The 23,030-nt window shown below is 68.9% G+C and carries 21 protein-coding genes; 9 read left to right on the top strand and 12 right to left on the bottom strand.

Annotation, left to right across the window (positions count from 1 at the left end):
* Positions 1–2 precede the first annotated feature (2 nt).
* Entirely contained in the window at positions 3–812 is an 810-nt protein-coding gene (locus MOX01_RS18000; protein ID WP_141370922.1) for an RDD family protein, read from the top strand.
* Positions 813–856: 44 nt separating this feature from the next.
* Here the strand turns inward: MOX01_RS18000 and MOX01_RS18005 are convergent, their stop codons facing one another.
* From MOX01_RS18005 to MOX01_RS18020, 4 genes are all read right to left on the bottom strand, one after another.
* Positions 857–2,071, bottom strand: coding sequence for an ABC transporter permease (locus MOX01_RS18005; protein WP_141370924.1), 1,215 nt, complete (start codon positions 2,069–2,071; stop codon positions 857–859).
* Complete coding sequence (locus MOX01_RS18010; RefSeq protein ID WP_197077719.1) at positions 2,068–2,841, bottom strand: ABC transporter ATP-binding protein; 774 nt, start codon at positions 2,839–2,841, stop codon at positions 2,068–2,070. Before MOX01_RS18010 ends, MOX01_RS18005 begins: the two co-directional genes overlap by 4 nt.
* A complete protein-coding gene (locus MOX01_RS18015) occupies positions 2,817–3,743 on the bottom strand; it encodes an efflux RND transporter periplasmic adaptor subunit (protein WP_061017858.1) in 927 nt (308 codons plus the stop codon). The genes MOX01_RS18010 and MOX01_RS18015 overlap by 25 nt, the downstream gene beginning before the upstream one ends.
* A 100-nt stretch (positions 3,744–3,843) precedes the next feature.
* Positions 3,844–4,050, bottom strand: coding sequence for a DUF3499 family protein (locus tag MOX01_RS18020; RefSeq protein ID WP_021199833.1), 207 nt, complete (start codon positions 4,048–4,050; stop codon positions 3,844–3,846).
* Positions 4,051–4,127: 77 nt separating this feature from the next.
* Here MOX01_RS18020 and MOX01_RS18025 point away from each other — a divergent pair, with 77 nt between their 5' ends.
* On the top strand, positions 4,128–4,556 hold the full coding sequence (locus MOX01_RS18025; protein ID WP_227750927.1) for a hypothetical protein: 429 nt from the start codon (positions 4,128–4,130) through the stop codon (positions 4,554–4,556).
* A gap of 60 nt (positions 4,557–4,616) precedes the next feature.
* Here the strand turns inward: MOX01_RS18025 and MOX01_RS18030 are convergent, their stop codons facing one another.
* From MOX01_RS18030 to manA, 4 genes are all read right to left on the bottom strand, one after another.
* Positions 4,617–6,002: a DUF5719 family protein gene (locus tag MOX01_RS18030; RefSeq protein WP_061017860.1), complete on the bottom strand. Its 1,386-nt coding sequence runs from the start codon at positions 6,000–6,002 to the stop codon at positions 4,617–4,619.
* The gene (locus MOX01_RS18035) at positions 5,999–9,013 is read right to left on the bottom strand and encodes a glycosyltransferase (RefSeq protein WP_141370926.1); all 3,015 of its coding nucleotides are present in this window, start codon (positions 9,011–9,013) and stop codon (positions 5,999–6,001) included. The genes MOX01_RS18030 and MOX01_RS18035 overlap by 4 nt, the downstream gene beginning before the upstream one ends.
* Positions 9,014–9,119: 106 nt before the next feature.
* A complete protein-coding gene (locus tag MOX01_RS18040) occupies positions 9,120–9,440 on the bottom strand; it encodes a WhiB family transcriptional regulator (RefSeq protein WP_082682698.1) in 321 nt (106 codons plus the stop codon).
* Between the two features lie 162 nt (positions 9,441–9,602).
* Positions 9,603–10,733 (bottom strand): mannose-6-phosphate isomerase, class I, encoded by a 1,131-nt coding sequence (gene manA, locus MOX01_RS18045; protein ID WP_141370928.1) that lies wholly within the window; start codon positions 10,731–10,733, stop codon positions 9,603–9,605.
* A gap of 69 nt (positions 10,734–10,802) precedes the next feature.
* Between manA and MOX01_RS18050 the strand changes: the two genes are divergently transcribed.
* Both MOX01_RS18050 and MOX01_RS18055 read left to right on the top strand, forming a co-directional pair.
* On the top strand, positions 10,803–12,218 hold the full coding sequence (locus MOX01_RS18050; protein WP_141370930.1) for an O-antigen ligase family protein: 1,416 nt from the start codon (positions 10,803–10,805) through the stop codon (positions 12,216–12,218).
* Positions 12,215–13,513: an O-antigen ligase family protein gene (locus MOX01_RS18055; RefSeq protein WP_061015095.1), complete on the top strand. Its 1,299-nt coding sequence runs from the start codon at positions 12,215–12,217 to the stop codon at positions 13,511–13,513. The genes MOX01_RS18050 and MOX01_RS18055 overlap by 4 nt, the downstream gene beginning before the upstream one ends.
* A 13-nt stretch (positions 13,514–13,526) precedes the next feature.
* Here the strand turns inward: MOX01_RS18055 and galE are convergent, their stop codons facing one another.
* Positions 13,527–14,516, bottom strand: a complete 990-nt coding sequence (gene galE, locus MOX01_RS18060) for a UDP-glucose 4-epimerase GalE (protein WP_141370932.1) — start codon at positions 14,514–14,516, stop codon at positions 13,527–13,529.
* A 151-nt stretch (positions 14,517–14,667) separates the two neighbouring features.
* Between galE and MOX01_RS18065 the strand changes: the two genes are divergently transcribed.
* The 3 genes from MOX01_RS18065 to MOX01_RS18075 are packed head-to-tail and all read left to right on the top strand — an operon-like array spanning position 14,668 to position 18,114.
* Positions 14,668–16,566 carry a glycosyltransferase gene (locus MOX01_RS18065; protein ID WP_141370934.1) on the top strand — a complete coding sequence of 633 codons (1,899 nt, stop codon included), beginning with the start codon at positions 14,668–14,670 and terminating at the stop codon, positions 16,564–16,566.
* Positions 16,563–17,525: a glycosyltransferase gene (locus MOX01_RS18070; protein ID WP_141370936.1), complete on the top strand. Its 963-nt coding sequence runs from the start codon at positions 16,563–16,565 to the stop codon at positions 17,523–17,525. Before MOX01_RS18065 ends, MOX01_RS18070 begins: the two co-directional genes overlap by 4 nt.
* Positions 17,526–17,529: 4 nt before the next feature.
* Positions 17,530–18,114 (top strand): hypothetical protein, encoded by a 585-nt coding sequence (locus MOX01_RS18075; RefSeq protein WP_141370938.1) that lies wholly within the window; start codon positions 17,530–17,532, stop codon positions 18,112–18,114.
* An 18-nt stretch (positions 18,115–18,132) separates the two neighbouring features.
* Here the strand turns inward: MOX01_RS18075 and MOX01_RS18080 are convergent, their stop codons facing one another.
* Positions 18,133–18,498, bottom strand: a complete 366-nt coding sequence (locus MOX01_RS18080; RefSeq protein WP_058632624.1) for a hypothetical protein — start codon at positions 18,496–18,498, stop codon at positions 18,133–18,135.
* A gap of 46 nt (positions 18,499–18,544) precedes the next feature.
* Complete coding sequence (locus MOX01_RS18085) at positions 18,545–19,243, bottom strand: glycosyltransferase family 29 protein (protein WP_211368715.1); 699 nt, start codon at positions 19,241–19,243, stop codon at positions 18,545–18,547.
* Positions 19,244–19,372: 129 nt separating this feature from the next.
* Here MOX01_RS18085 and pseI point away from each other — a divergent pair, with 129 nt between their 5' ends.
* A complete protein-coding gene (pseI, locus tag MOX01_RS18090) occupies positions 19,373–20,434 on the top strand; it encodes a pseudaminic acid synthase (protein WP_230977851.1) in 1,062 nt (353 codons plus the stop codon).
* Here pseI and MOX01_RS18095 read toward each other — a convergent pair whose 3' ends face one another.
* A complete protein-coding gene (locus MOX01_RS18095) occupies positions 20,435–21,928 on the bottom strand; it encodes a bifunctional UDP-2,4-diacetamido-2,4,6-trideoxy-beta-L-altropyranose hydrolase/GNAT family N-acetyltransferase (protein WP_141370940.1) in 1,494 nt (497 codons plus the stop codon).
* Positions 21,929–22,039: 111 nt separating this feature from the next.
* Between MOX01_RS18095 and pseB the strand changes: the two genes are divergently transcribed.
* The gene (gene pseB, locus MOX01_RS18100) at positions 22,040–23,029 is read left to right on the top strand and encodes a UDP-N-acetylglucosamine 4,6-dehydratase (inverting) (RefSeq protein WP_058632621.1); all 990 of its coding nucleotides are present in this window, start codon (positions 22,040–22,042) and stop codon (positions 23,027–23,029) included.
* Position 23,030: the final 1 nt, after the last annotated feature.

A 23,030-nucleotide genomic window follows, 5' to 3' on the forward strand; every position in this document is an offset into this window, starting at 1 on the left:
TCATGTCCACCCCGATCGATGCTGCAAACGAGGTGCTCTCCGGCGAGGCCGTGGCGATCGACGTGCAGCCCATCGGCTTCCTGCTCCGAGCGCTCGGCGCCGCGATCGACATGCTCCTCGGATACGCCGTGTTCCTCCTGTGGATCTTCCTGCGCATCTGGCTGCTCGACGCCGGCGTGCTCGACGAGACGACGGATCGGATCGCCGTGGTCTCGGCCTTCGTGGTGAGCTTCGTGGTGCTGCCGATCACGATGGAGGTCGCCCTGAAGGGACGCAGCCTCGGCAAGCTCGCGGTCGGCGGGCGCATCGTGCGCGTGGACGGAGGCGCCGCGGGGTTCCGACACGCCTTCATCCGCGCCCTCCTCGGCGTGCTGGAGATCTACATGACCTTCGGCGGTGTGGCGGTGCTCACCGGCGCGTTCAACGCGCGGTCGCAGCGCCTGGGCGACCTGGTCGCCGGCACCTACAGTCAGCGCGTGCGCACCCCCGCTCTCGTCGCGCACGTACCCGTGCTTCCTCCGTCGTTGGGCGGCTGGGCCCAGATCGCCGACGTCGCTCGGCTCCCCGACCGGCTCGCGCGGCGCATCTCCCAGTTCCTGCAGAGCGCCCCCCGCATGATTCCTGCGGCACGGGCACGTGTCGCGCTCGATCTGCTGACCGAGGCGACCCCCTTCGTCTCGCCGCTGCCTCCGGCTCCGCCGGAGCAGGCGCTGATCGGTATCACCGTCCTGCGCCGGGAACGCGAACGCCGGGCACTGGAGAACTCCGACCGTCGCGCCGAACGGCTCACCGGGCGGCGCGTCGGCGTCTGAACGGCGCCGGTCACCGCGGCGTCCTCCGCACCTTCACGCGTGCGTCAGAAGCGGATCGCGTCGATCACCTTGACACGGAGAGCGACCAGCGCGGGGATGAACCCGGACACCGCACCGACGATGACCGACGCGAGGAGGCCGATGAGCGCCGCGCGCATCGGGAAGGGCGGGATGTCCTGGATCCCGTAGAACATCGACGTGATGATCCACTCCGAGCGCAGCACCGCGACGACGATCGCGATCCCGATCACTCCCGCGACCGTGGTGGCCACGAGGCTCTCCAGGAACACCGCGAAGAAGACCCGCCCCGAGCTGGCACCGAAAGCGCGCCTGACCCCGATCTCCCGAACGCGTTGACGCATCGCCACGAGCTGGATGTTGATCAGGCTGAGCGCCCCGAGGGCGAGGATCAGGGCCGCGATACCACCGGTGACCATCTCGAACGTCGCCTGCGCATCCAGAGCCCCCGGCTGCGCAGCCCAGTCGGACCTGCTCACCGACACCGTCTGGCCCTCGGGCAGCCCCGCCCTCAGGTCCATCGCGAGCACCGGGGCGATCCGATCCACCTGGCCGGTCCCCATCCAGATCTCGTACTGCGTCCACGCATCGGTCGGGAGCGCATCCACGCGGGCACGGTAGGAGTCGTACAGCACATCGACGCGCATCTCCTCGTCGCCCATGCCCTGGCGCGGAGTGATGCCGATCACCTGGTACGTCCCGCCGGCCGGGCCGCCGAGCGTCACGGTCGGGTGCTGCGACAACGGCACACGCCCCAGCCGGTCCCACAGGGGCTCCGTGATGACGACGGGCGGGGCCATCGCCTCGCTGTCGGATTCGAGGAACCACCGCCCTTCCAGGAGGCGCTCGCGATGGATCTGCGAGAACGCGGGATCCATGACGCGGGCCGGAACCTGCACGATCCCGTCGGGGAGCTGGACGTCGAGCATCACGCCCTGGGAGATGCGCGCCGTGTGGCTGAACCCGAAGCGCTCGGACACGCGGTCGAAGCGGGCATCGAACTCGTCGGCGTCGACGGGCGTGCCGTCGTCGCTGTTGACCGCGACGACGACGGTGGCCGCTCGTCCGCCCCACCGGTCGGACTGCTCGGCTTGGAACTGTCGCTGGTACTCGGAGATCGCGACGACCGCGGTGAGCGCGCCCACGGACACGGCGATCCCGATGAGGCTGAGCAGCACGCGCAGTTTGTGCACACGGATCTCGGCCCAGGCGTCGGAGAGGGCGCCGAGGAAACCGGTCATGCGACCACCTCCGGTGCGGCGGAGGGCACGGGGGCGGCGAGGGTCGACGCCTCGAAGGCGCGGCTGAGGTCGGCGATCTCCAGGCGTCCGGCGTCGAGTCGGTAGTGGCGACGCGCCCGCGCAGCGACATGGAGATCGTGCGTGATGGTGACCAGTGCCGCGTCGGTCTCCGTCGCCACTTCGTCGAGCAGCGACATGACCGATGCCCCGGTGTCGATATCGAGGGCTCCGGTGGGCTCGTCCGCGAGGATCAGGACCGGTCTGCGGACGAGAGCCCGCGCGATGGCGACACGCTGCTGCTCACCGCCGGAGAGCTTGTCGGCGATCTGGTCGACGCGATGCCCCAGCCCGACGCGCTCGAGCATGTCGGCCGCGATCTGGCGACGGTTCCAGAACATCCGCCCCTTCGCGTGGCCGAGCGGCATCATCACGTTGTCGATCGCCGTACGCCCCGGCAGAAGGTTGAACTGCTGGAACACGAAGCCGACGTTGTCGCCGCGAAGGCGGTCGAGGCGACCGGAGCGCATCCGGCGCACCTCCCGACCTTCGAACGCGACGGAGCCGGAGGTGGGCGCATCCAACATCCCCAGGATGTTGAGCAGCGTCGATTTCCCCGACCCCGAGCGGCCCACGATGGAGACGTGGTCCCCCGCTCCGACCTCGAGGGTGACGCCCCGAAGGATCTCCAGGCGCGAGTCGTCGGCGAGCAGGACGCTCTTGGAGACGTCGTCGAGCGCGACCAGGCTCACCAGCTGGTCCCGGTGTCGCACTGCTCCACTCCCGGGGAGACCTCGTAGCAGAACTCCTCGACCGGCGCGACGAAGCCGGGCACGAACTGACGGATGCTGTCGCCCTCCGCCAGACCCTCCGTCACCTCGACCATGACGCCGTCGTTGACGCCGAGAGTCACCGCCCGCTCCTCGGGGTCGGAGCCGTCACCGGCGTCGACCCAGACCTTCCCCGACCCCGCACCGCCCTGGACGGCGGTGACCGGGATCACCAGCGCGTCATCCACCTGGCCGAGAGCGAGGTCGATCTTCGCGGGGAGACCTGCGAAGACCGTCTGGTCGACCGGGATCGCGCAGCGCACATTCGCGGTGCCCTCCGCCGTCACCTGGACTCCCACACCGGTGCACGCGAACGGGGCAGGGCCGCCCGTGATGGTGACCGTGGCCTCGGTGGGAGCATTGACGAGCCGGTACAGCTGCACGGGGTCGACGGTGGCGAGCAGGTGGTAGCGCGCTGGCGTGAGCTTGTACGTCTCGGTGCCGACCGTGGTTGCCTGGCCCTTGACGACGGCGAACTCCGACACGTCGCCGGCTTCGGGCGCGAGAACGTCGATGTCCTTGCGCGGCTCCTCCTGACGCACGGTGTACAGCTTCTGCCCCGCGGTCACGGTCGCCCCCTCCCCCACGTGCACGGCGAGGACGGTGCCGTTGAGCTCACCCCGGACGGCGAAGTCGTCGTCGCGCGCCACGTTCCCGCTCAGGCTCAGCGCGTTCACGACCGAACCGCGCTCGACAGCCACGACGGGATCCGTGATCCCGGCCTCCGGACTGACGACGCTCTCCGCGCGGTCGGGGAAGAACGCGATCTTGACGAGAGCCGCGGCGCACGCGCCGAAGACCACGACGAGAAGCAGGGGGAAGATCCAGCGACGCCAGACGATCACGAGTGCCTTTCCGGCCGCGCCGCCCTGGCACGCCTGCGGTCAGCGTATCCAGACTTCGGAATTCAGCGCTCGGCTGTGACCGCGTGTCGATCCACCGGTGTCAGGCGCGCAGTGCTTCGTGACGGACGACGAGCCACCCGGCGGGCACCGAGAGCCGGTCGGCGTGGGGCGAGCACAGATCATGCGCCTGAGGATCGTTCGCAGCGCCGAGCGGGCCGAGGGCCGCCATCTGATCGCCGTAGTCGTAGGTGAGGGTGGCCACGGCCTCTCGCGCGCAGCCGACCTTCGAGCACAGTCGTCCGTCCATCTCCGCCAGCGTACGGCGCACTCCGACGCGGCGACGGATGCCGCGCCGGGCGAGCCGCCACCGCCTAGACTTTCGTCATGCCTCGTCGACGCGCCACCCCCGCCACCGCCGCTCCTCGGCGCGGTGCGCGGCATGGGCGACATGGTCGCCTGGGCCGCAGCGAGGTCGTGCGTCCGCCGTTGGCTCCTCTCGACGGACGCATCGACCGGTTCGACCTCACGGTCGGCACGGCCGTCGAGTTCCTCCGCGGTACCTGGCCCGAACTGCAGGACGTCCGGTTCGAGATCGGCGCGATCCCGGGGTTCGACGCGACCGACGAAGTGCCCCGGTGGTATCTCGACCGCGAGAACCGGCGCATCGTGCTGTTCCGACTCCCCATCGAACGGCTCCTGCCCCCTGGGCACGACGATGCCGCGCACCGGCGCATGGCCATCGAGAGCGCGGTCTTCCGGGCAGCGGCCGAGTACGTCGGCCGCGAGCCGTGGGACCTCGGCCACGACCACTGACACCACGACTGACGCCACGACAGTCGTTGCCGGCATGTCGGCCCGAACGCGGTGCGCCGCTCAGGGATAGACCGTGATCGGCTTCTCTCCGCCGGCGCTCGTCTGGATGGGCATCACCGCGATGGCGCCGGGAGCCGTGAGCGCCACCGCAGCGTGCACGGGCGCCGTCGTCTGCATCCGATAGGTCGTACGCCCCGCGACGGCGACCCCGGCGGTCTCGCCTGCCGGGACGACGATCTCCTGCGCTTGCCCCCCGTCCACGGGTTCGAGTGTGACGGTGGCGTCAGCGTCGGATGTGTTGGCGAGCTGCAGTCTGGCCGCCGGACCGGACGGCACGGCGAACACCACATCGACATCGACCTCAGGAGCCGGCATCACCCAGGCGAAGTCCGAGTCGAGCCCGAATCCGTCCTGCTGTCGGACGGCGGCGATGAGCGGCACGTCCGCTTCCACCTCGACCGTGTACCGACCCGGCTCGAGACCGGACAGGGACACCTGGGACGGGAGATCGGCTTCGAGCGGGACGGTGAACTCATCGGCCAGACCCGCCTCCCCCTCGGCGTGGACCTTGACCTGGACGCGAGCGCCGACGCCCGGCGACAGAACGCGAAGAACAGTCATCTCGGAGTCGTCGCCGCTGGCCGGGAACGCCTCCACCCCGGTGAACACGAGCCTCTGCTGCGCCCCGGGGACCGAGTCCTGCAGGTCGATGCCCGCGGGATCGAGAACCCGCACCAGCGATGACTGGAGGGCTGCGCGCACCGGCGCTCCCACCGCGCTCACCTTCACCACGGGCACGTCGTTGCCGGTGGTGAATGAGGTGAGGGGAAGGGCCGTCTGCGAGCGCGCGGGGACGATCACCGTCCGCGTGCTCCGCGCGGGTCCGTACACCGACAGCGTGACCGTGGACGGGACATCGGCCGCATTCGTCAGCGTCACGATGTCCTCCGTCCCGGTGTCGATGCTTCCTCCGACGAGCCACGACTCCAATCGCGGCTGACCACACGGCAGGGCGGCGTATCCCGCGAGGTCGTCGGCCGCGATCGTGATCGACTCCGCTCCGGCGATCAGCGGTGCCGTGCGCCCGTCGACCCGCCCTGTGAGCCGTTCCGGTCCCTCGGCCTCCGGCAGATCCGTCACCGCGAGCCGATCCGCTTCCGGAGCTCCCGCGGTACCTCCTGTCGTCAGGGACGGGGAGGCTGCGGGGAGCATGTCCAGCGGGGCCGCGGCGTCGCGCCCGAGTGCACGGAGGTCACCGTTGCAGACGAGGATGCTGTCACCGGGGACCGGTGTGACCTCGACCTGTGCCGGATCGTGCGCGACGACAGGCCACGGGGCGTGCACCGCCGTCGCGACACCGATCACGCACGCGGCGATGACCGCCACGCCCGTGATGACCCTGGCACCGGTCGCGGCGACTCGGAATGCGCGGTTGCCACTGCTCATCGGTCCTCCTCGGTAGAGGTCGGGCGTCGTTCACCGCGGTCCGTCGACGCTTCTGCGCCAGACGAAGACGGCTCGTCGCTGGTCGGCTGGGCGATCGGCGCGAGGGCATCCTCGTTCAGTGCGGGCTCGTCCTGCGGGTCCTCGATCGTCCCCACCGGAGCTTCGTCGATGAGGTCAGCGTCCTCCCTGTGCCTCGGCAGGACGATCGGCTCGTCCGGCACACGACCGACGATCCGGGAGCGGGAGCGTGCGGCGCGGCGCGATGCCCTCGTCGGGATCGACAGCAGGAGGGCGGCGAACACCGCCAGCAGCTGCAGGGTGATCACGAGTCGTGCCGTGCCCTGCTGGGCGGAGGTGAGGGAGGGCTGCTCGGCAGGTTCGGCCTCCAGCCGCCAGAGCACTCCACGGTCGGTGGTCCCCGCGTGCACCAGGCCGGCACGCTGGTCGATCGCTGCGACGGCCTCGGTGCGCAGAGCCCTCGCTTTGTCGCCCTCTCCCTGGACCTGGGCGACGAGCACGTAGCTGATCCCCGTCTCCGCGAGGGCACCCGGCGCGTCGAAGTCGCGCGCGGAGAGGAGGTCCACGGCCAGCGTCGAGATGTCGGCGCCCTGTGGCTCGACGGCGGTGGAGGTCAAGGTCGACTGCGAACCGAGGGTCTCGCTCGCGCCCCACGTCACCTCAGCGGCGAGGCCGCCGTCGTTCTGGGGGGTCAGCACGAGAGTGGCGATCGAGCGATCACCGGCCGCCTGTGCTGCCACGTATGCCGGCAGCGTCGAATCCGGCCCGTTGGTCAGGACCGAACGGTCGGTGTGCTGCGCACTGAGCGCGGGCACCGCGCATGCCGCCAGTGCCGCCGCTGCGACCACCGCGGCGGAGACCCGCAGCCGCGGCATGGTGAGAGCGGTGTCCAGGGTGACGACCGCGGCACCGACCACGCCGATCCAAGCCAGGCTGAGCCCTGCCCCCGGCCAGATCGCGACCGGAGTTCCCTGCGCAAAGCTCACGGTGACGCCGACAGCGAGGAAGGCCGTCGCGAGGCCGGATGCAGCGACGACGAGCAGTGTGATCCCCGCACGCCAGCGCGGCGCGACCGCTGCTCCGAGCGCGAGCACGGCGATGGGGGCGCAGAGCAACGGAGCCCATACGGCGATCGACGGCGGGACGATCTCCATCCATCCGGCCAGCGCCGGCGTCGGGAAGCCGCCGGCGAGCGCGAGACGCCCTGCGGCGTCGGCGGCGACCTGCGGGCCCGCCCAGATGAATCCGGGATCGGCCAGCAGTGCCAACGGCGTGCCGTGTGCGATCTGCCAGAACACGAGCGGCGCGAAGAGGACGATCGTGGGCACCGGCAGCCACAGCAACCGGCCCGCGCCGCGGAACTGCGCGGTTCCCAGCACGATGCCGAGTGCGACGACCCACAGCAGTGCGAGGGCGGGGGCGAGCGAGGGAGCGCAGGCGACGACCGCGGCGAGGAGCAGCGAGGCGCTTCCCGCGGCACCCCAGGAGCGATGCGCGACCACCGCGCTGTGGAAGAGCCACGGGAGCAGGAGGTGTACCAGGACCGCAGTCGGGCGCCCGTCGACGAGCGCGGTGAGGAAGGTCGGGGCGAGAGCCCACGCGACTCCCGCGAAGATGCGCAGGCCCTCACGGTCGGTCACCCGCGTCGCGGCGAACCAGCCGCCGAGCACGGCGAGCGGGAGCGCGAGGATCCACAGCAGAACCACCGAGAACGATGGGCCGGCCGGCCAGAGCGAGCCCAGCACCGCCACGACCGACGCGAAGGGGTCGGCAGGGCCGACCAGGTCGAGGGCGACGTCCCGCATCCCCCACGCGGCGTCGCTCCACAGCGCACCCACGGTCTGTCGGAGGGGCAGCAGTGCCCCTCCCCCCAGCGTCGGCCATGCCAGCAGGCTCGTGAAGGAGGCGATGCTGACCACCAGCGCTGCGAGCACGGCCCAGGCGCCGCCCCCCGAGAAGAAGCGCAGTTCGCTGACCGCACCGCCCTCGCTCCCGTGGCCGTCGTCCAGCCGTCGCCGCAACTCCGAAGACGTCACTCGCAGCGGCGCGATGCTGGCCCAGCTGGAGGTGCGGAACGCACGAATCGCTGCGCGCGAGCGCACGACGGCGCCGAACCGAGACATCGCCGTGAGCGCGGCACCCCATTCGGGAAGCACGGCTTCCGGGCGCTTCGCGACGAGATCGGTGATCGAGCGCCACAGCGCGAGGGGCAGCAGGCTGAGCCAGTGCAGAGGTACGGCTGCGGCAGGCGCATAAGCCAGGCGCCGATGGAGCTGGGCCAGTCGGGTGACGAAGGCGCGCCGGAATCGGCCGGACGGCAGCGCGGCAGGACCATCGGGGGATACGGAGACGCGCGCGCCTGGAGCGAGCACGACGCGCCCTCCGCCCAAGCGCGCGCGGACTCCGAGGTCGAGGCCCTCGTCTGCGCCGGCGAGCGCGGGATCCGGCCGCAGGGCATCGCGGACCTCGCCACGGATGAGGAGACCTCGCACGTCCGCACCGAGTGCGTCGTCCGAGCGGTCGTGCTGTCCCTGGTCGAGTTCACCGGCCGCGAGTTCGACCGAGCGTCCGAGAGCGGTCATGCTGACGCCGAGCGATACGATCTCGCGGTCGTTGTCCGAGGCCACGAGCTTGGGAGCGATGATCGCGGCGGAGGGCGAGCGCTCCAGCATCCCGCTCAGGCGCTCGAGTGCCCGCGGGTGTGGCGTGGTGTCCTGAGCGAGCAGCCAGATCGCCGAGCCTTCCGCGACTCGGGGCCTCGCGAGCTCGACGGCCTCGGCGAAGGAGGTGGTGGCGCGCGCCTCGATGATCCCCTCGACGGTGCTCGCGACGGCCTCGCTCTCGCGCACTGACGATGCGTCGCCGCACACGACGAGCGTTACAGCGGCGGCGGGAGTGGTCTGAGCGCGGAGGGCGTCGAGAGTGCGGAGCAGTTGCGCTCGGGAGGACGATCCAGTGCGCGCGACGATGATGGCGTGAACTCGGGCTGGCATGACGTCGTCAGCCTATGCGCGCGACCCCCGACGTCTGCGTACTGGACGCGGCGCGCCCGCGAAGCCATGCATCCCTGCGGTTCTCGCTCCGGGAGCGATGGACGACTCAGCTGGCGCGGCGCTTGAGCTTGCGACGCTCGCGCTCGGAGAGCCCGCCCCAGATGCCGAATCGCTCGTCGTTGTTGAGAGCGTATTCGAGGCATTCGCCACGGACGTCGCACGAGGTGCAGATCCGCTTGGCGTCCCTGGTCGAGCCGCCCTTCTCAGGGAAGAACGCCTCGGGGTCCGTCTGCGAGCAGAGCGCGTCGCTCTGCCAGGCGAGGGCATTGTCGTCCTCTGCAGTGTCCGCGCGTCGAACCCCGGGAACACCGAGGTTGATCGGATCGACGAACCAGTTCTCCGGTACGTCTGAACGGTATCCCGTCATCTCGATCTCCAACCCTGTCTCCGCCCCCCGGCGGGCCGTGCGCATGACTAATTACACCCGTGTCATTCGCTCCGGTCAAGTCGCGGATCGTAAACCCTCAAGGAGCTCTTTAAGGTTCTTGACCTGTCACCGGCGTGTCGGATCGCGTCCGATGAGCCCGTGTCAGCGTCCGGGTCCGGCAACGAACGCCTCACCAGCACCCGTGAGGGTGATCCCCTCCTCGGCGGAGTCCGCGAAGGCGACGGTCCCGACCGCGAGTGTGAGCGCCTCGCCCTGTGAAGAGGTCACCGTCACCTCACCGGCCGTCGCGAGGACCATCGTGGGCCCGGAGAGCCCGATCGTGAGCGGGTCGCCGTCGACGACGACCCGTTCGAGGGCGAAGTCGGGCACCGGAACGGGATACGGCGTGACGGGACCCTCAGCCCGCGCCCGCAGCACCGGCACTTCTCCGGGGGAGGTGTCGAGGATCGCGAGAAGCTCGGGGACGTCGATGCGCTTGGGAGTGAGTCCGCCGCGGAGCACGTTGTCGCTCGCCGCCATGATCTCCACGCCGAGACCGGAGAGGTAGGCATGGAGGAGGCCGGCACGGAGGAAGATCCCCTCGCCCCGCTCGAGGACGACGTGGTTCATGAGCAGCGCCACCACGACGCCGGGGTCGCCAGGGTACGTCTGCGCCACGCTCGCTATCGCCTGCAGAGTCGTGCTCCACTCCCCTGCGTCTTCGCGGGTGGAGGCAGCGACGACCGCGGCGATGATGTCGTCGACCTCAGCGCGTGCACCGCCACCGAGCAGCCAGGCGATCACGTCGCGCAGGACGTCGCCTTCCGCGCTCAGGCGCGTCCGGAGCTCCCGGACGCCGTGGCTGTCCTCGAGAGCGCCGAGCAACGCGAGCGTCCGGGGAACGGGACGCAGTCCACTCAGGGACTCGAAGCGCTCGCTGAGTGCGACGAGGAGTTCCGGCTTGTGGTTGGCGTCGCGATAGTTGCGCCGAGGGTCGTCCGCGGCGAGATCGCTCTCGCGCTCCCATCCTGCCTTGGCCTGATCGATCGTCGGGTGCACCTGGATCGAGAGCGGGCTCCCCGCGGCGAGCAGCTTGAGCAGGTACGGGAGCGTGCCCCCGGTGATCTGGTCGAGTGTGCCGCCGCCCGCGACATCGGCGGGGTCGCCGGGATGGTCCCCGAACCACACCTCGGCCTCCGGCGCACCGGTGGGCGTACGCCCCTCGAGTCCGGCGAGAAGCGAGTCCGATCCCCAGGCGTAGTCACGGGGCGTGTTCGAGAGGCGCAGCAGCATGCACCCCAGCGTAGAGCGGTGCTGCGGCGTTCAGCGACGCCCGGAGCACGGCGCGGTAGCCTGAACGCGATGGCCCAGTACACGAAGCATCCGGTGTCTGCCCCGCCCACCGCGCCGGAGCGCGAGTCGACGGGGCATCTGCTGCTGCGCGGGTATGCGATCCTCGTGCTCTTCGTGACCTTCGCCCACTCCGCGGTCTACAACCTGCTCGGGCGGGACGGAGCCGCCGTGACGCTCGCCGTCTTCACGCTCACGACTCTCGGCATCGGCATTCCGATGCTCGCCCGCAATCGCCCCCAGCCGTTCCGCTGGCGGCGCCTGCCCTGGACAGCCCTCGGCTACACCGCCTTCGCGCTCGTCTCCGTCGCCTGGTCGCAGTGGCGCGGTCCCACAGTCGTCACCTGGATCCTTCTCGCCGCCGTCACGGTGAACGCGCTCTTCCTGGCCCACGTGCTCACCTGGCACGAGATCGTCCGTGCCCTCTCGTCGGCATTCAAATGGATCCTCGGCCTCTCGCTGGCGATCGAGCTCTGGGTTTCGCTGGTGCTGCACGGGCCGCTGCTGCCCAACTTCCTCACCCTCCCGGACGGCAAGATCGATCCGCAGTGGTACTGGGTCCGCGACAACCTGTTCGACGGCGGCAGGATCCAGGGCATCGTCGGGAACGCGAATCTGCTCGCGATCATCTCGCTCTTCGCGATCATCACCTTCGGAGTGCTGTTCGCAGCCAAGGCGCGCTGGCGCACCACGTTGGCCCTGTGGATGCTTCTCGCCGCGTACTTCCTGTTCCGGACCGCATCGGCGACAGCCCTCGTGTGCGCGGCGGCGGTCGCCGTCGTGCTCGCTGTCGCGCTGCTGATGCGGCGGGCCCGCACTCCGGGAGCGCGCACCCGCATCTACGTGGTCTCGATCGGCGGCGCGGCGGTCGCCGCGCTGGGGATCTGGCTGCTGCGCGAGCCACTGCTGGGGCTTCTCGGTCGCAGCAGCGACCTCACCGGACGATCCGAGAAGATCTGGACCAAGGTGCTGGAGCGGGCGGCCGAGCACCCGATCGTCGGCAACGGGTTCTCGAGCCCGTGGATCCCCGATGATCCCGCCTTCGACCGGTGGATCACCGATCACGGGATCACCGTGTTCCACGCGCACAACATGTGGCTCGACGTCCTGCTCCAGCTCGGTGTGGTGGGAGTGGTGCTGATGGCGGTCGCCTACGGCACGCTGCTGTGGCGCTCCTGGTTCTTCGCGGTCGATCGTCCCCGCTGGGACCTCGATGACGCACGTCCGTTCTCGCCGTTGACCCTGCTGCCCAGTCTGTTCACGGTGGTCCTGCTCGTGCAGGGCTTGACCGAGTCGACGCCCATCATGCTGTGGGGCTGGATGCTGCTCGTGCTGCTGTCGTTCAAGCTCAAGTCGGTGCCCCTGGTCGGCGTCGGCGAGCGCGACCTACTGTTCGAACGCGGCACTCGGCAGCGGCGGGTGCCGTGACGCCGGCACGCCCGATCGTGCGGCTGCTCGGCTCCGTGGAGCTGGCACGCGCCTTCACGCTCGCAGCGCTGGCTGCCGTGTTCGGTTCCTATGCCATCCAGCAGATGACGTCGGCGACAACGCTGGCGACGATCATCGCCGCGCTCTGCCTGCTGGGCGCGGCCATCCTCTGGATACGTCGCGACGAGCTGTCGCTGCTGCGCATCGCGCCGTCGTCATTGCTCGCCTTCCTCGCCTGGGCGCTGGTGAGCGTCTTCTGGACCACGGACAAGTCCGACACGATCTTCGGGTGGATGTCGCTCTTCGGCTTCGCGTTCCTCGCCATCACGATCGGCCACGTCCGCGACACGCTCCAGACGGTGCGCGCGATCGGCGACACGCTCCGGGTGCTCCTGGCCGCGTCCCTCGCAGTGGAGATCCTGTCCGGCGTGCTGCTCGATCTGCCTTTCACCTTCCTCGGGATCCAGGGGAATCTCGCCGTCGGCGGCCCGATCCAGGGCCTCTTCGGCAGCCGCAACATGCTCGGATTCATCGCGGTGATCGCGCTGATCACCTTCGTGATCGAGTGGCGCACGCAGTCCGTGAAAGCCCCGCTCGCCGTGGCGTCGATCGCTCTCGCGAGCTTCCTGGCGGTGCTGTCCTCCTCCCCGACGGTCCTCGTGCTCGCCGGTGCCGTCGGCGTCGTCACGATCGCCCTCACGATCGTCCGCCACACCCCGGCCGACCGGCGCACGATCGTGCAGTGGACGCTCGGCGTCGTCGTCACCCTCGCCCTTGCGGCGGCGTTCGCGCTGCGCCATCAGATCATCGCCGTGCTCGATGCGGGCTCCGACTTCTCGATCCGCGGCTCGCTCTGGAACACGATCCTCGATTTCGTGGCCGTGAAACCGGTCCAGGGATGGGGATGGTTCGGCGACTGGGCACGGGGCGAGTACCCGTTCACCTACATCAACTTCCAACTCGACGACCGCCATCAGAGCGCGCTGAACGCCTTCTTCGACGTGCTGCTCCAGCTCGGCGCCGCGGGGTTGGTGCTCTTCCTCCTGCTGGGTGGCGTCGCTCTCATCCGCTCCTGGCTCGTGGCGAGCACGCGCCGCTCCGTCGTGTACGCCTGGACGCCGATCATGCTGGTGACGCTGGCGGTCGACTCCATGTTCGAGAGCTTCACGCTCGTCGGCGCCGGATGGTTCATGCTCGTGCTGTGCGCCCTGCGTGCAGGCCAGTCGCGTTCCTGGCGCGAGAACATCGATGCAGCACACACGGGAGCCATACCGACGCTCCGCCCTCAGGAGTAGCCGAGGGGCGCCGTCAGCGGATGGAGGGCAGCTTCTCCGCCCAGGTGATCGCGTCGCGGACCCCGTCGTCCACCGAGCGCTCGGCACGCCAGTCCAGCACCTCGGCCGCACGATCGACGATCGCGAACGCGCCGGCCTGATCGCCGGGACGCCGCGCGGTCTCGACGACGGCGAGAGCCTCACCCGTGACCCGCTCGAAGGCCGCCACCAGCTCGCGGACGGTCACGCCCTCCCCGGTGCCGATGTTGATCACCCGATAGGGGTCGTCCGCCGTCGCGACCTCGTCGAATCGCTCGACGGCCGCCACGTGCGCGAGCGCGAGGTCCCAGACGTGGATGTAGTCTCGCAGCCCGGATCCGTCCCTGGTCGGCCAGTCGGTTCCGGTGATCGAGAAGGCCTCGGCGGCGGCATGGGACTGCATGATCTTCCCGAGAGCATGCGAAGGCAGAGGGTTCTGCAGCCCGGTGCGCATCTGCGGATCGGCGCCGATGGGGTTGAAGTAGCGGAGGGCGATCGCACGGAAGTCGCCGTTGGAGGCCGCATCCTCGAGGATCTGCTCGACCATCGCCTTCGTCGTGGCATAGGGACTCGAGGGAGCCAGCGGAGCGTCCTCATCGACCCCCGCACCGCTCTCCCCCTCGTAGACGGCAGCGGAAGAGCTGAACACGATGCGTGGGATCCCCGCGTCACGCAGATGCTGGAGCAGCACGATCGTCTTTCCCACGTTGGTCTCGTAGTAGCCGAGGGGATCCGTGACCGACTCGGGCACGACGATACGTGCAGCGCAGTGGATGACCGCATCGATGTCGGGGTGCTCGGCGAGCAGACGTTCCAGGACCACCTGGTCGGCGATGTCGCCCTCGTAGAACGCGCGACCCTCGCAGAAGGCTCGGAGCCCCTTGGAGAGGTCGTCGAGGATGACCACGTCGATGCCCGCCTCGATGCACGCGGTGGCGACCGTGGATCCGATGTATCCGGCGCCGCCGGTGATCAGTACCTTCATCGCAGCCAGTCTAACCGTCGCCCCTTCGCCACCGAGGTGAGCCTCTCCGCTGATCCGAAGGGAGCGGACGGTAGGCTACTCTCTGCTCGTCGAGTCCGGCCGCTGTCCCCACGACAACCGCCTGTGACACCAACATCGGAGAAACCAACCCGTGGCATACGTCCTGCAGAACGTCGTCTTCCCCGGTGGCGACGACCCCGATGTGTTCCCCCTCTACGTGGACGCCGAGCATCGACCTGACACCGAGGACGAACGCGCGGCGCGTGCGGCGATCACACCGGTCGAGGGCATCCTCGACCGCTCCAGTGCGCGGGTCCCGGCGAAGAGCACGTGGTCTTTCAGCACCTATTTCAACGCCTTCCCCGCCGCATACTGGCGCCACTGGACGGGCGTGCGGGACGTGCGTCTCACCGTGCGCTCCACCGGATCGGGCACCGTGCTGCTGCATCGTTCGGATGCGCAGGGCGAGTCCCGCCGGATCGAGGCGCGCTCCGTCGTGGGAGACGCCACGACGACCTTCGATCTCGATCTCGGCCCCCACGACGACGGCGGCTGGATCTGGTTCGATGTCGTCGCGGATGAGGAGCCCGTCGTCCTGAACGGTGCGCGCTGGGAGACGGAGCACGAGCCGGTCCGAACCGGGAAGGCCTCACTCGGCATCACGACGTTCGACAAGCCGGATTACTGCATCGAAACGCTGCGGACGCTGGCATCGTCCCCCGATGTGCTGTCGCTGGTCGACCGCATCTTCCTCGTCGACCAAGGCACCCGCTTGGTCGCCGAGGAGGATGGATACGAAGCCGTCTCCGCCCTCCTCGGCGACACGCTTCGCGTGATCCGGCAGGACAACCTCGGCGGATCCGGTGGATTCGCTCGGGCCATGCAGGAATCGCTCCTGCGTCCGGAGAGCGAGTTCGTGCAGCTGCTCGACGATGATGTCCGGCTCGAGCCTGAGGCCCTCCGTCGCTCGATCGTGTTCGCCCGCTTCACGACCGAGCCCACCATCGTCGGTGGCCACATGTTCGACCTGATGGCACGCTGCACCCTGCACGGCTGGGCTGAGGTCGTCGACGAGCCGGCCTTCGCCTGGGGCGACACCAACCCGGAGCGGATGCCCCACGACTTCGCGACGGCGAGCCTGCGCGATTCCCCCTTCCTGCACGCGCGCACGGAGGCCGATTACAACGGGTGGTGGATGTGTCTCATCCCGCTCGAGGTGATCCGCGAAGTCGGACTCGCCCTACCGGCGTTCATCAAGTGGGACGACGCCGAGTTCTGTCTGCGCGCGGGCGAAGCCGGTTTCCGCACCGTGTCCCTTCCCGGCGTCGCCCTGTGGCACGTGTCGTGGGTGCACAAGGACGACATGATCGACTGGCAGGCGTACTTCCATGCCCGAAATCGGATCGTCGCCGCGCTCCTGCACTCGAACGCGCCCCGCAGCGGACGACTCCTGGTACACAGCCGTCGCGTCGACCTCAAACACCTCATGATGATGCAGTACTACCCCGTGGCCCTTCGCGCGAAGGCACTTCGGGACGTCCTGGCCGGGCCGCGTCATCTGCGGGAGAGCCTCGCGACAGCGATGCCCGCAGCCCGGGCGATCGCGTCCGATTTCCCGGAGACGGTCGTGCACCACGACACGTCGAACCTCGGGCGCCCGCGGACGGGACGACGCCGGTACCTGCAGGAACCGATGAGTCCGGAGGGGATGAAGCTGCGGTGGCTGACCCTCTCCACGCTGGTCTCGAACTGGTTTCACCGACCCGCTCCGGAGAACGTCGCGGCGCCCGAGACGGAGTTCCGGAAGAAGGACGCCGTCTGGTGGCGGCTGGGAAGCGTCGACAGTGCGCTCGTCGAGACCGCGGATTCCGCCGGAAAGCTCCACTATGTCCGTGACAGGCGCACGCACCGCCGGATGCTCCGCGACTCCCTCCGGCTGCACGCCGAGCTGCGCCGCCGTTGGCCCGAACTGCAGAAGCACTATCGTGACGCGCTCCCCGAGCTCGTCTCCCCCACGTCCTGGCAGCAGATCCTCAAGGAGAAGGCATGACCGCGGCACCCGCTGCATTCGACCCGACCACGGCGACGATCGTCATCGTCACCTACAACCGCTCGCACCTTCTCACCGGACTGCTCACGAGCATCACCGCGATGGACCCGAAGCCTGGTCGTATCGTGATCATCGACAACGCCTCGGTGGACGACACCACGGACGTGGTCGAGTCGTTCCGCGACGGCATCGGGACCGAGATCGTGTACCGCCGTCTCGACACCAACACGGGCGGATCAGGCGGCTTCAGCGAGGGGATGCGCACCGCATACGACCTCGGCGCCGAATGGATCTGGATGATGGACGACGACGTCGAAGTCCTTCCGGACGGCCTGGCCAGGATGGGCTTCTGGACTCCGCGTTTCAAGAGCATCCAGGGGCGCCGGTACGACTACGACGGCAGCGAGTTCTACTGGCAGTACCGCATCGCCGAGCGCATGGGCATCCCGATCCCGTTCGCACCGTCGGGTTTCGACACTTCCGGCTACAAGGAGATGAACAGCGGCTGCTTCGAGGGCATGTTCATCCACCGTTCCGTCGTCGCGCAGATCGGCCTGCCCGACCCTCGCTTCTTCATCTACTGGGACGACCAGATGTACGGCTGGCTCGCGTCTCGCAAGACGACCGCGGTGATCGTCGACGAGTTCGTGCTGCGCCGCACCCGCGAGATCAAGCAGTGGGACATGGGCATCCGGCACATGAACGCGTCGAGCAACGCCTACCGCTTCTACATCATGCGCAATCGCGCCTACATCAAGAACTACTACCGCGTGCACGGCGTCTACAACCCGGTGCTGTTCGGTCTGGGGACGGCGATGACCTTCGCGAAGGAGCTCATCCGACTGGTGTTCGTGGAGAGAACGGTCCGCGGCACCAGCAACCTGTTCCGAGGCCTGAGAGAAGGCGGCAGACTCGCCCGTGATCGGTCCTGGCAGCCGATGGCTCCGCTGGAAGGATGAGGGCATGACCGACGAACCGCAGCCCGAGCTCCGTTGGGCTCCCATCGAACCCAAGCCCCGCAACCGCGGACGAGTCTGGTTGATCGTCGGACTCTCCGTCCTCGCCCTGCTCGTCGTCGCCGCGCTGCTGTTCTTCCTCCTCCCGAGAGGCGGGTCACCGGTGCCGGGTGCTTCGGCGTCTCCGACGGCGACGACGACCCCGACGCCGACGCCGTCCGCGGTTCCGTCCGCCTCCCCCGTTCCCACGGCTCCGGTCGACACTCCCCCACCCGTGGAGGACCCGTCGCTTCCCGCGTTCCGCGACCGCGTCGGCGTGTGGCTGGAAGCCGCGTCGGTCGGGCTGGACATCGTCTCCGAAGGCGAGGGCGACCTCGAGCCCGTCCTGAATGCGATGCAGGAGGACGCGCAGCGCCTGGCAGAATCGCTGCCGCCGTCGTCGATCGCCGAGGACTGGAGCACGACGACGAGCGAGTACTCGAGCCGACTGAACGCGCTGCGCTCCGCCGTGTCCTCCGGATCGAACGTCGGTCAGCCCGTCGACGCCGCACGCGTCAGCGTCGACCAGCTGCGCAGTCTCGCCGGCCTCTAGCGTCCGAGTCGCCTGCGGCTATCGAGCGGGCGACTCGAGACGGCGGAGACGCTCCTCATAGTGCGAAGCGAGCTCGAGCCGGATACGTGCCCTCTCGTGTTCGGCTCTCGCCCGCACGAGGTCGCTCTCCGGATCCTCGTTCGTGAGGTCGAGCTGATGACGCAGCCACTCGAAGCGCTGCTCCAACGCAGCGACCTGCGGGGCGATGCGATCGAACTCGGAGCGGATGTAGGAGAAGTCTGCTTGGTTGCCGGCCAAGCGAGCCTCGTAGTCGGCGCGGGCGCCCTCGAGGTTCGCGAAGGCCTCTTCGAGGCGTGCGTCCACTCTGGCATCAACGCGGCGCACGACGGCAGCGTCGATCCGTCGACGGATTCGGTTCAGCATTCAGTCCTCAATCATTCGGGTGATTGGTGATGGTCGGGTCTGGAGATCAGCGGTGATAGGAGATACGCCCGGAGTCGATCCACTCGCGCAAGAGCATGGATTCGAGGTCGATGCGGTGTTCGGCGCCGACAGCTGACGGGTCTCCGTAAGCGTGGTTCCAGGCGGTCTGATCCGGCGCATCCACGAAGGAGAAACCGGTGACGTCCATCTGGACATCAGGGAACAGCCTGGTCGCGATCCAGAGCATCACCGTGCCCGTGGTCGCCCATTGGCCACCCTCGTGCGGGTCCACTCCCATCGCCTCGCCGAGCGGGAGGATCACCTCACGGTTCGGCATCGTCACGATGCCCAGGTCCGGCGGCCAGAAGTCGGGGGTCTTCGGGTTCTCCCACAGCAGACGCCCCGGTTCGATCATGAGGTAGAGACGGTCGGTGTAGTCCGAGAAGAACCACGGGGTCGGTCGCACCCCACGGTTGAAGACCACGACGTCGACGCGCCTCCCGACGGTGGCCGGCCCGTCGATGTCATCCATGCGGAAGCCGTTGACGCGGATGACGAGGTCTGCGGAGTCGATCCGCTCCGCACGTTCCGGAGACTCGTCCAGAGGCTGATTTCCCACCACCGCGACTCGGCGGATCCCCTCGGGGCGGCCGAACGACTCCACCAGCGGTCGAAGCCGGTCGTAGAAGGCTTCCTCGCCAGTCGTCGCACGCTCGTCCCCGACGAGCTCCGTCACACGCCCCATAGACCCACAGCTTAGGGCAATATTCCGGCTCATCCGGAATTACGGTTCTGCAGTCCGCGGGCCGGAGCGCACCTCCCCGCGCAAGGCTGGTCGCGTCTTCGAGGAACTCCCCCGTCTAGAGTTGTCGGCGTGACTTCTGCGCAGACCATCGATCTCTCCTCGGCGAAGATCGGCACCGGTTCCCCCGTGTTCACGATCGCCGAGATGTCGGGCAACCACAACGGAGATCTCGAACGAGCGCTCGCGATCGTGGATGCCGTGGCCTCGACCGGGGCGAACGCCCTCAAGATCCAGACCTACACCGCCGACACCCTCACGATCGACTCCGACCGCCCCGAGTTCCGCGTGAAGGGCGACCACGATCTCTGGGGTGGACGCAATCTGTACTCCCTGTACCAGGAGGCGCACACGCCGTGGGAGTGGCACGCGCCGATCTTCGAGCGCGCAGCGGCGCACGGCCTCATCCCCTTCTCCACACCGTTCGATCCGACTTCCGTCGAGTTCCTCGAAGGTCTCGGCGTCGAGCTCTATAAGACGGCGTCCGCAGAGATCGTCGACCTTCCCCTGCTCCGCGAGGTCGCTCGCACAGGCAAGCCCATGATCGTATCGACGGGTATGGCCACCCTCTCCGAGATCGACGCCGCGGTCACGGCCATCCGCGACTCCGGCAACACTCAGCTGGTGCTGCTCGCCTGCACCGCGGCCTACCCGGCCATCCCTGAAGAGGCGCGACTGGGCAACATCCGGACGCTGCGCGACGCCTTCGACGTGCCCATCGGCCTCTCCGACCACACCCTCGGCATCGGGGTCGCCGTGGCGGCGGCGGCTCTCGGGGCCGTGGCGATCGAGAAGCATGTCACCCTCTACCGGGGGGACGGAGGCGTGGACGCCGACTTCTCCCTGAGCCCAGCCGAGTTCGCCTCGCTGGTCAGCGCGTCGGAGCAGGCCCGGATCGCCGCAGGAAGCGGAACCGCCTTCGGTCCCACCCCGCAGGAGCAGACCGTCCTCGCACTCCGTCGGTCCCTGTATGTGACAGCGGATGTCCGCGCCGGCGACGTCATCAGCGCGGCGAACGTCCGCTCGATCCGCCCCGCCGGCGGTCTGGCACCGGAGGCCTACGGGCTGGTCGAAGGTCGCCGTTTCACTCGTGATGCGGACCGCGGCACCCCGCTGTCCTGGGATCTGCTCTAGTCAGCCAGCCGGCGAGAGACGCCACTTCGCGAACGTGGCGAAGCCGCCGGCGTCGGCGGGAAGGTGCGGCAGGTATCCTGCCCGCTGGAACAGCTTCGAAGAGGCCGTGTTCGTGGTGTGGACGGTCGCGAGGAGGCGACTCGGCGCATCCACGATCAGGGCTTGTTCCGAGGCGGCGAGCACAGCACCGGCGAGACCACGTCCGCGCTGTTCCGGGGCCATCGTGATCGACGCCTCCCAGTCCGTCGGGGAACGCCGGTCCCACCGCGTCGAGGCCACCGGTCGTCCTTCCGACTCGATGACCAGGAGCCGGCGGTCCGGATCGGCGAGGGTGCGGTCGAGCCACGAGACGTGCGAATCCCATTCGAGAGCTTCGCTCGACCGGGAGTGCGCTCGAGTGGCTTCGTCGTTGCGCCAGTCGTAGAGCACCCTGGCGTCGTACCGCGTCGCCGGGCGCACGCTGATCGGAGGCGAGGGACGGGGCTTGTCGGGCCCTGCATCGACGAGTTGCTCCCAGGATGCGACGATCCGCCATGTCCCGAGCCCGTCGACCGTGTCCCGAAGCGCGGCTGACTGCGCCGCCAGCGCGTCGCCGTCATGCAGAAGAGCACCCAGCTCGACGACCCGTGCCCCCAGATCGGCATGGGGCGGAACACCGAGCCCCACCGCGAGCCCCCGCCTCACGACGTTCGCGTAGCCCGGACGCTGATTGTCGACAGCGCACAGGACGGCCATCGGAACGCCCATGCACGCGAAGTCCCACACGGACGTCCCGGCCGCCGTCACCGCGAGATCATGCTCGCGCGCCAGGGCAGGCAGATCATCGACGAATCCGCGCACCTGCATGTCATGGACAGATGCGGTGGCAGCCTCCCGCACCTCCTCCCGGCCGCGCGGATCGACCACCGTGACGCGAAGCGGCGCGGGCACACCGTCGAGCGCCCGCACGATGCGGGCCGTGAGTCCCCGGGGGTCGGAGCCGCCCATGACGACGAGCACGCGGGGCACTGCGCCTGGCCGGTGCGATGCGGCGCGCTGACGGAGCACCTGCTCGCGTACCACCGCGACATCGAGACCGGCCAAAGGGTGGCGGGTGAGGTCAGGACGGGCGAACGTCGCCTCTGCTCCGAGGTTCGCGTCGATCGAGAGATCGGCCGCCCTCACGCCGTAGGGGCCGTCCTGCATGTTGCTCACCAGAGCCCCGAAGCCGCGAACGTCGGGCACGTCCGTGTACGCGTCGAGGTGCAGGACGTCCGCCTCTCCTGCCGCTGCGACCAGCGCTTCGGGAGACTCTGCCGCGCGGATGGACCGGACGGGCAGGTCGGGCTCGATGCGGTGCGCGGCGGCCGACCCGGCCTCGTCGATGTCGCCGATGAGCGACACCGACCATCCGCGTTTCCTGGCGACGGCGGCGATCGCGAGCGTGCGCATGAGGTGCCCCATGCCGTACTCGACCCCGGCATTGCAATGGAGGAGGGCCCCTCGTCGACTCATCGTTCGCCCTTCATCACCGTCCGCGGGCACGCCCGTACCCACCCGATAGGATAGGCCGGGCGTGATTCAACCCGGGAATCCGCACCATTCCACGACGCTGAGGGAGACAGAGTGTCGGTTCTCGAGGGCTCGAGCATCCTCATCACAGGCGGCACAGGATCGTTCGGCAAGGCGTTCATCCGCCATGCGCTGACGCACCTCGATCCGCGACGTCTCGTCGTCTTCTCCCGTGACGAGCTGAAGCAGTACGAGGTGCGGCAGCAGTTCGGCGACGACCCGCGGCTGCGCTGGTTCATCGGCGACATCCGCGACGAGCGGCGCCTCGTCCGCGCCCTGCACGGAGTCGACTACGTGGTGCACGCAGCCGCGCTCAAGCAGGTGGACACCGCGGAGTACAACCCGTTCGAGTTCGTCAAGACCAACGTGCTGGGCAGCCAGAACGTGATCGAGGCATCGATCGATGCGGGCGTGAAGCGGGTCGTCGCTCTGTCGACGGACAAGGCCTCCAGCCCCATCAACCTGTACGGCGCCACCAAGCTCACAGCCGACAAGCTCTTCATCACCGGGAACCACTACGCGGCCGCCTACGACACGCGCTTCGCCGTCGTGCGGTATGGGAACGTCATGGGCTCGCGCGGCTCGGTCATCCCGTTCTTCGAGAGGCTCGGAGCCGAAGGCAAGCCGCTGCCGATCACCGACCTGCGCTGCACGCGATTCTTCATCACGCTGCCGCAGGCCGTCGAGATGGTCGTCGACACCTTCGAGCTCATGCAGGGCGGTGAGCTGCTGGTCCCCCGAATCCCGTCGATGAAGGTGACCGACCTCGCGCACGCCGTCGTGCCCGGTGCAGACCTCGTCGACGTGGGCCTGCGCCCCGGCGAGAAGCTGCACGAGGAGATGATCAGCCCCGAGGAAGGCCGTCGTGCCGTGGTGGTCGCCGACGGCAAGTACTTCATCATCCAGCCCGACCTCGCATCGTGGGGCTATCGCGTCCCGAAGGATGCCGTTCCGGTGCCCGAAGGCTTCGCCTACCGATCCGACAGCAACGACCGGTGGTACTCGCAGGCCGAGATCGCGGCCATCATCGAAGCGGGTATCTGAG

This window comes from Microbacterium oxydans (genome assembly GCF_006540085.1).
Classification (GTDB): Bacteria; Actinomycetota; Actinomycetes; order Actinomycetales; family Microbacteriaceae; genus Microbacterium; species Microbacterium oxydans.

What these genes read in the sequence shown, in the direction of transcription:
- MOX01_RS18000 (WP_141370922.1), top strand. Translation starts at nt 3, where the DNA reads ATGTCCACCCCGATCGATGCTGCAAACGAGGTGCTCTCCGGCGAGGCC.
- MOX01_RS18005 (WP_141370924.1), bottom strand. Translation starts at nt 2,071, where the DNA reads ATGACCGGTTTCCTCGGCGCCCTCTCCGACGCCTGGGCCGAGATCCGT.
- MOX01_RS18020 (WP_021199833.1), bottom strand. Translation starts at nt 4,050, where the DNA reads ATGGACGGACGACTGTGCTCGAAGGTCGGCTGCGCGCGAGAGGCCGTG.
- MOX01_RS18025 (WP_227750927.1), top strand. Translation starts at nt 4,128, where the DNA reads ATGCCTCGTCGACGCGCCACCCCCGCCACCGCCGCTCCTCGGCGCGGT.
- MOX01_RS18030 (WP_061017860.1), bottom strand. Translation starts at nt 6,002, where the DNA reads ATGAGCAGTGGCAACCGCGCATTCCGAGTCGCCGCGACCGGTGCCAGG.
- MOX01_RS18035 (WP_141370926.1), bottom strand. Translation starts at nt 9,013, where the DNA reads ATGCCAGCCCGAGTTCACGCCATCATCGTCGCGCGCACTGGATCGTCC.
- MOX01_RS18040 (WP_082682698.1), bottom strand. Translation starts at nt 9,440, where the DNA reads ATGACGGGATACCGTTCAGACGTACCGGAGAACTGGTTCGTCGATCCG.
- manA (WP_141370928.1), bottom strand. Translation starts at nt 10,733, where the DNA reads ATGCTGCTGCGCCTCTCGAACACGCCCCGTGACTACGCCTGGGGATCG.
- MOX01_RS18050 (WP_141370930.1), top strand. Translation starts at nt 10,803, where the DNA reads ATGGCCCAGTACACGAAGCATCCGGTGTCTGCCCCGCCCACCGCGCCG.
- galE (WP_141370932.1), bottom strand. Translation starts at nt 14,516, where the DNA reads ATGAAGGTACTGATCACCGGCGGCGCCGGATACATCGGATCCACGGTC.
- MOX01_RS18070 (WP_141370936.1), top strand. Translation starts at nt 16,563, where the DNA reads ATGACCGCGGCACCCGCTGCATTCGACCCGACCACGGCGACGATCGTC.
- MOX01_RS18075 (WP_141370938.1), top strand. Translation starts at nt 17,530, where the DNA reads ATGACCGACGAACCGCAGCCCGAGCTCCGTTGGGCTCCCATCGAACCC.
- MOX01_RS18080 (WP_058632624.1), bottom strand. Translation starts at nt 18,498, where the DNA reads ATGCTGAACCGAATCCGTCGACGGATCGACGCTGCCGTCGTGCGCCGC.
- MOX01_RS18085 (WP_211368715.1), bottom strand. Translation starts at nt 19,243, where the DNA reads ATGGGGCGTGTGACGGAGCTCGTCGGGGACGAGCGTGCGACGACTGGC.
- MOX01_RS18095 (WP_141370940.1), bottom strand. Translation starts at nt 21,928, where the DNA reads ATGAGTCGACGAGGGGCCCTCCTCCATTGCAATGCCGGGGTCGAGTAC.